A 7,304-nucleotide genomic window follows, 5' to 3' on the forward strand; every position below is an offset into this window, starting at 1 on the left:
AAAACGGGGATTTCTGGAGCAAGTTTTTCAGGCGGAATACGCTATCAGTTTTGAAGCAAAACTTTAACAACAGGTGTATTGTTATTCTATACACTACATCAAACAAAAAAGGCAGTACAATATACTGCCTTTTTTATTCTTGATACTCTTTCATTAAAAGGTCACTTGAATGGGCTTTGTTATTTATCCCCTTAACATCATCTCCATCAAGATTTATTGATTTACAAGGCTAAGTATTGTTTTTGAAACCTATCAGATTAAATGCATTCATCTCTCTTAAACAAAATGTCACAAAGCACTTCATCATCCACGTGAGAGAAAACCAAAACGCTCAGAAAAAACACCTAGAGATAACTATACTCAGCCCAAATGTTATCGATATAATCTCGCTTGCTTCATAAAATCCCCTTCCCTTTTTTTAACAAAAAATGTCAGGTATTTTTATCGAGAATGTATCAACAGCCCAAAATAATGAAAACCGAGACCTTTTAATACAAGACATTTGAATAAAAGCACCCTTTCTCATAAAAGTGTACTTTTAGAAAACCAAACATCATTCATTTCAAAGCCTTCAACATGAAGCTCTTTATGAATTACCCTTTTCCACTTAAAATAGGCTTTTCCTCCTCTTCACACGAATTCCGCAGCATGTCTATTCGTGAATTTATCCATAAAGTTAAGAAAAGTGCATTTTTAGACAATAGACAGATAACGATATCTAAAAAGATAATAATAAAAAGCTCCTTCTTTACACCCTTGACCGATTGATACCCCTCTATTCTTTCAATTAATGCGCTTATTACACCATCTATAAAGCTTCATTGACACTTGCTTATACCATTTTAGGTAACCAAATTGAAAAAGTTCATTCTCTTATACCAATTTCATCTCCCTGAAAGAAAATAAAACGATAAGAAAATATTAAAAGCAGCATAATGGAAATGAATTTTTAAGAGCAAAATGCTGCTATCAATCTTAAGATAATCCTATGAAAACAGGACCTATTTATTCTATTCTCTTGTAGTAAAAATGCTATTTTTACAGTATTTAATTAATTCGCAAGACCATTAAAACTTATAAAATTGCAATATATTTAAGTAATTTTTATATATATTTAATCTGTAATAAAAGTATACTATTCTTATATAAATAAAATTAATGCTTATTATTTTTTTGTATTTAGAAAATATTCTATCGTGCACAGCAGCTGTAAAAACTTTACGATTTTCCACCTATCATGCAGAAACTAAATCCCTAAAAATTTTTAGTGCAAAATATATCCAACGGAACTTATGAAATACTTCACGCAAAAGGTGATAAAAAAATCACCAACGAATATTTAACAATAACGAGAGAATAAATATACAAATTGCTGTCCCGAAAAATGCTTCTACGGCTGTAAAAACTGAAGAAACAAACAGCATAATCGAATGACTGAATAGAATAATTATTATAAATATAAATAAATTCAATAATTTATAAAGATTCCTAACTATTTTTCCTGTTAAATGAGCACCCCAAATATCGTACAAGATCTCATTTCACCTCCGCCCCATGTTGCCTCAATCCCCCCGTCTCTTGCACTTTACAAGCAGGTAAACCATGTGAAGAAACCATAAAAACAACCTTTTTATAAACCATCTCAAGTGCCAAAAGCTGTCAAAGTGTGTGATGGACTTGCTGTTTTATCAAGCGTAAAAAAGTCTGCTTTCTCCTTCACAAGCATAAAGATGATAGAGTTCACAAAAATTTTATCATTATATCATTCATAAGCACTGTACAGACTTCAGAAAATGAGCTTGAGCGCCTTAAAAAAGATCTCTTTGAAGATCCCCCTCATCTCTTCTTCTTATAGCAGATCTTCTGCTAGGACAGAGAAAATTGACAGAGATTTTTTCTGAATACAAAAAAATCCATTTTAACGCTATAGATCTTTTATAGCGATTATACTGAAGTGCCAATTTTTAAATAGCGTGTTTTAAAATAGCTTCATCCTGGTTTTAGTATAAGCTTATCAAGCTAGATTTGGGGGATTCATTGTTTCATTGTATTTTATGATCATGAAAAAATCTTTTCTGAAATAAACCTTCAAATTATAGAGAACAGCACAATATAATTCGTTTTGTTATTTACAATAAAAACATAATGATATAAAAGCTGATTGGGTACTTGCGCCATCAGGGGAATGAAGTAAGCATCAAAGCATACCAAATACTAAAGGCATATCTATGTGTAAGAAATATATTTATAAGAAAAATCTTTTGTTATGTACAATTGCTGGAACTTTCATTTTTTCTCATTTCGCTCCAACTTATGCAAATACACAACCTCCTGAAATTATTGATGAGTTCAAGCTGGAGAATGGAGAGGAAAAGACTCTTAATAATGTTTTTATCCGCAATGGATTAAGCGCAGTGTACGCCTCTAAAAAAGCAATTGCTACAATTACGAACTCAACAATACATTCAGCTTCGTTTGCCTTTGCTGTATCACAAGGGGGACGTATTAATGCTAAAGAAGTTAAAGCCAATGCCTTGTATACTGGTCTATCAATTTCAAACGGTATCATTAACATTGAAGATTCATTTATAGAAACCAAAAGGAAATCCGGTATTATTTTTCATAGCATTTTAGATGCTTTTGTAAAAGATGGGGAAGAAGTTATCAATAAGGCAATTCTTACCAATACAAAACTTCTTGTAAGAGATGGTGTTGGTATTTTAGGGCCTTCATCTTCAAAGTCTATTGCCGAAGTTCAACTTAAGGACTCAGAAATTCGTGCTGATGTATTATTACAAAATAATGTAAAGAAGAAAACAGATTCAGATCCTCATCCTGTGACTTTTATCTTAACTGCCGATAATTCGATTATGGAAGGGAGAGCAAGAACCTTAGCCGTCAATACGAGTGTTTTTAATTTAAATAACAAGAGCAAATGGTATTTAAATGTAAGTCAATACGACGTAAATCATGATTTCAGTACATTTAATTATGCTCTCCACGACATTGAGCAGCGAGCACTGTCTACCGTTTCAGTCCTGAACCTTAATAATAGTTCTATTGTGTTTAATGCGCCCCATACGCTGGCAAAGGGTCAATATCAAACCTTGAGTGTAGGACAAATCCTTGAGGTTCCTCATTCACAAGAAAATAGGGACTCCGCTAAAGAAACTATTTACAATGCAACAGGCAATGCAAGGATTTATTTCAATACACAATGGAGTGATGGTCTGACAAAAGCACAGCAAAAAACGGACCGCCTTCTTGTTCACGGAGATGTCTCAGGTACCACAACAATTCATTTCAATAGTCTCTCAAAAGCTGAGTCATCACAGGCAGAATCTTCTATTCCGGCGAATATGCGTGGTCTCTCACTCATACAAGTATCTGGACAGGCAGATAAAAATTCCTTCAAACTAGCAAATGGCTATGTCACAATGGGTGGTTTGCCCTATAAATATGTTCTAAATGCCTATGGACCGGCATCAAGTCTTGGAAAAGCAGAGAACGCACAAAGCCATTTAGGGGAAGTTTCTCAACAATCAAAAGACAAGAACGCAAAAACCGACACAACTCCCGTTGTATTAGGGGGAGTGATTTTAGGAGTTGAGAATAATATAAAAGGTGAATCAACATTAAATTCTGGACAAGCAGACAACGAACAAAACCAGAGAAGAAATCAGAATTTCTGGGATTTCCGCTTGCAAAGTGCAACGCTTGATGATGAAGGAAAGATCAAGGCTCTCGTTCCTCAAGTAGCAAGCTATTTGGTTATGCCTAACGCTCTATTCTCAGCTGGGTTGGCTGATGTAAACAATCAAAACACTTTGCTGAACACGATGCAAGAAACAGGCTTTGAGACAAAAGATCATAAAAGCAAAGGGATTTTCTTCTCGACGTATGGCAACAAGATGACATTATCCTCTCACCGTACGCCATTACAATATGGTTATGGTGCTGATATTCACTATGTTGCTTTACAAGCAGGCTTTACATTGATCGCTCTAGAAGATCAAAATGCGACCACCAACTTTGGTCTTTTAGGAACATATGGAAAATTGGCTTTCACCCCAAAAGATATGGAAGGTGCTGACAAGAGTACACTCGATAAGTGGTCACTGACTGGATATAGTGACCTGCATCATCATAATGGGACATATGTCCATGCCCTCGTCTCCTATGGAATGCTCAAGGGAAATATCACCACAGCTCTCATAGGAAAGACAGCGGAATTGACGAACGCTGATACATTCAGTGCATCGGCAACCATTGGAAAAAAATTCGAAACCAGTACGAAAGGATTGTCCTTTGAACCACAAGCACAAGTTGTTTATCAACGTCTTATGCTTGGCACATTCTCAGATGTTGATGGTTTTGATGTGGATATGGGCAATCCTCATCAATGGTTGGTTCGTATTGGAGGACGTTTAACGCAAACAACAGTTCCCACTGAAAACAGTGGTATTTTTTCTTTCTATGGGAAGTTGAATATTGTTAAAGCTTTTTCCGATAATAGCACTATACAGATTGGTGAATCATTCCGTCTTGATTCTATGGGAGCAGCTATTGAAGGTGGATTTGGTGTGAATGCACAATTATCACAAAATATTGCCCTTCATGCTGATGTTCATTATCAGCAGAAAATTCAAAAAACAGGTATATCTGGAACAAGCTTTTCAGGCGGAATACGCTATCAGTTTTAAGAACAAGCAAAACGCAACTTATAGTCTTATTTAATTTAACAAAAAAGGCAGTACAATATACTGCCTTTTTTATTCTTGATACTCTTTCATTAAAAGATCACTTGAATGGGCTTTGTTATTTATCCCCTTAACATCATCTCCATCAAGATTTATTGATTTACAAGGTGAATATTATCCTTTGAAGCCTACAGATTAAATTGCGTTCATCTCTCTTAAACAAATTGCGTTCATTGCTCTCAAACAAAATGTCACAAAGCGCTTCATCCCCAAGTGAGAGAAAAACGCTCAGAAAAAACACCTAGAGATAACTATGCTCAGCCCAAATGTTATCGATATAATCTCGCTTGCTTCATAAAAGCCCCTACCCTTCTTCTCAAAAAAAATAAAATGTAATAGTTTTATTATCGTAAGTAGATAAAAAAAACATAACCTACGATTATTTTCCTCTTTCCATGGAAAACATACTCCAAAACATCCCTTTACGCAGTCAATTGAATGAGATGAAATAAAAACAAAAAAGACATCAACAAATTTATCAAAACACTCAAGAAGAGTAATAAGGTTTATAAAAGCACCAATCAGAGCTCTTTAGCACATTTATAAAACACATTACACTTAATATAAAACATATCAAATCGAAAATTAAGAAAACTTTTTTTAATTTTTTCTGACAGCTAGGTCACTATGCTGTCTCCCCTTTGTTTTCTCTAATATATCAAAATATATAACGGTATAATAGTACCATAAACGAAAGTACAAACACACAACAACCATCTACTTATCATAGCTATAAATATTATTTTGATACTTTTTTAAAATATTTTTATACATAATAAATACAATATGAATTAATTTTAAATAATTTGACTATAAGTAAATTATAAAATAATAATTACAAAATAATAAATAGTAATTAGCCATTTTTTATTTTCTTATATTGTTTGTTCTTCTTATGTAACAAGCGGGGATATAACAAGCCAAGAAAACATTTGCAGCTTAGTTAAGTGAGGAGAACATAGATGTCCAAAAAAATTCTTCTATCATATACAGCAATTTCAGCAATCCTATTGTTTGGCACCTATCCCAATGCACAAGCAAAAGAACTTAGAGTTTCTGGTGGGAAAAAAATAGAAGTCTCTAAAGAAAGCTACAATAATATTTGGGCAGAAAAGGGTGGAAAAATCATCGGCAAAAATTTAAAGCTGGGGAGTACGCCTCCGGAAGGAACATCATTTGTTGCAACCATTGTCGTCGTTAAAGGATCCGATAGTTTGATTGAATTATCGGAAAATACCATTGTTGGTGCTCCACTTGGAAATGATCCTTTCTATGGATATGGCGTTCAAGTATCAGACAACGCTACATTCAAGATGACAGGAGGTTCTATTAATGTTTCTGCAAGCGGTGTAGCTCTCTTTAATAGTAGTAGCGTACTGGAAAATGTCACAATAGCAAGTTGTTACAATAAATATGATAACGTTCTAATATGGGGAATAGATGCTAATGGAAAAAGTAAACTCACTTTGAAAAATGTAACCATTAAAGAAGCGATGTACGGCGTAAGGGCAAAGAAGAATTCTCAAGTAACAGTTTCAGGTGGATCCTTTGGAGGGAGAATACACGCAGAAAGTGGCAGCACTATTATTTTAAAAGACAATGTTGAAGTAACATCATTCAAGGGTGAAAATCCAGGTGCAGATGTCCATGAATATGAGCCCGGTGATGGATTATATGCAAGCGATTCTCAATCTAAAATCACCATGACAGGAGGAAAAGTCACTGCAAACGGATCGGCTTTTGTCTTAAAAGATGGTGGAAAAATTGATACGATAAATATATCGGCAAAGGCAGAAAGGAGTGGTATAAGATTTGAAGACTCCCCTAATGATAAGACTTCAGAAATCAATTTAACGGATACAAAATTGCTTGTTGAAAAGGGTGTTGGAATAAATACCAATGAATCAATTGGTAAAGTTAATCTTAAAAATTCAAAAATCCTTGCTGATACGTTATTCAAAAACGACATACAGGAGACAGAACCGGTTGAAATGTTTACTTTAACCGCAGATCACTCTGTCTTACAAGGCGGTGTAAGAAATAAAGAAAAGGGAAAAACAAGCTTTGATCTTAAAAATGAAACAACGTGGACGTTGAAAATCAGTGAAAATGAAAAAGACGCTGAGGGAAAATTGCTTGATATTGCTCAAAGAGCACGCTCTGATATTTCTGTCTTGGGTCTTAATAACAGCTCTATAATTTTTGACAAACCAACAGAAGGTCATTATCAAACATTGCATATAGGTTCCGGAAAACCAGAGACTAAAGCCGTCTATAATGCAACAGGTGATGCAAAAATTTATTTCAATACAAAGTGGACTGATGGCACACCAATCACAGAGCAAGAAACCGATCATCTTCTCATTCACGGCGATGTTTCAGGCTCCACAACAGTTTACATTCAAAGCGATTTAGGAGATAAAGAGAGCGTCATAAATGCTTCCGATCCTTCTAACATAGGCGGACTTTCACTGATCCAAGTTTCCGGAAAGGCTGATGAAAATTCTTTCAAATTAGCCCATGGTTATATCACAAGGGGTGGTT

The 7,304-nt window shown here is 34.6% G+C and carries 1 protein-coding gene and 1 pseudogene; both read left to right on the forward strand.

What is annotated here, in order from left to right; translation table 11 throughout:
- The first annotated feature begins 2,228 nt into the window (after positions 1–2,228).
- On the forward strand, positions 2,229–4,703 hold the full coding sequence (locus tag T429_RS0108265) for an autotransporter outer membrane beta-barrel domain-containing protein (RefSeq protein ID WP_005774849.1): 2,475 nt from the start codon (positions 2,229–2,231) through the stop codon (positions 4,701–4,703).
- Positions 4,704–5,722: 1,019 nt separating this feature from the next.
- Positions 5,723–7,304 (forward strand): annotated as a pseudogene (locus T429_RS0108270) (autotransporter outer membrane beta-barrel domain-containing protein); the annotation flags it as partial.

Source organism: Bartonella elizabethae F9251 = ATCC 49927 (assembly GCF_000518165.1).
Classification (GTDB): domain Bacteria; phylum Pseudomonadota; class Alphaproteobacteria; order Rhizobiales; family Rhizobiaceae; genus Bartonella; species Bartonella elizabethae.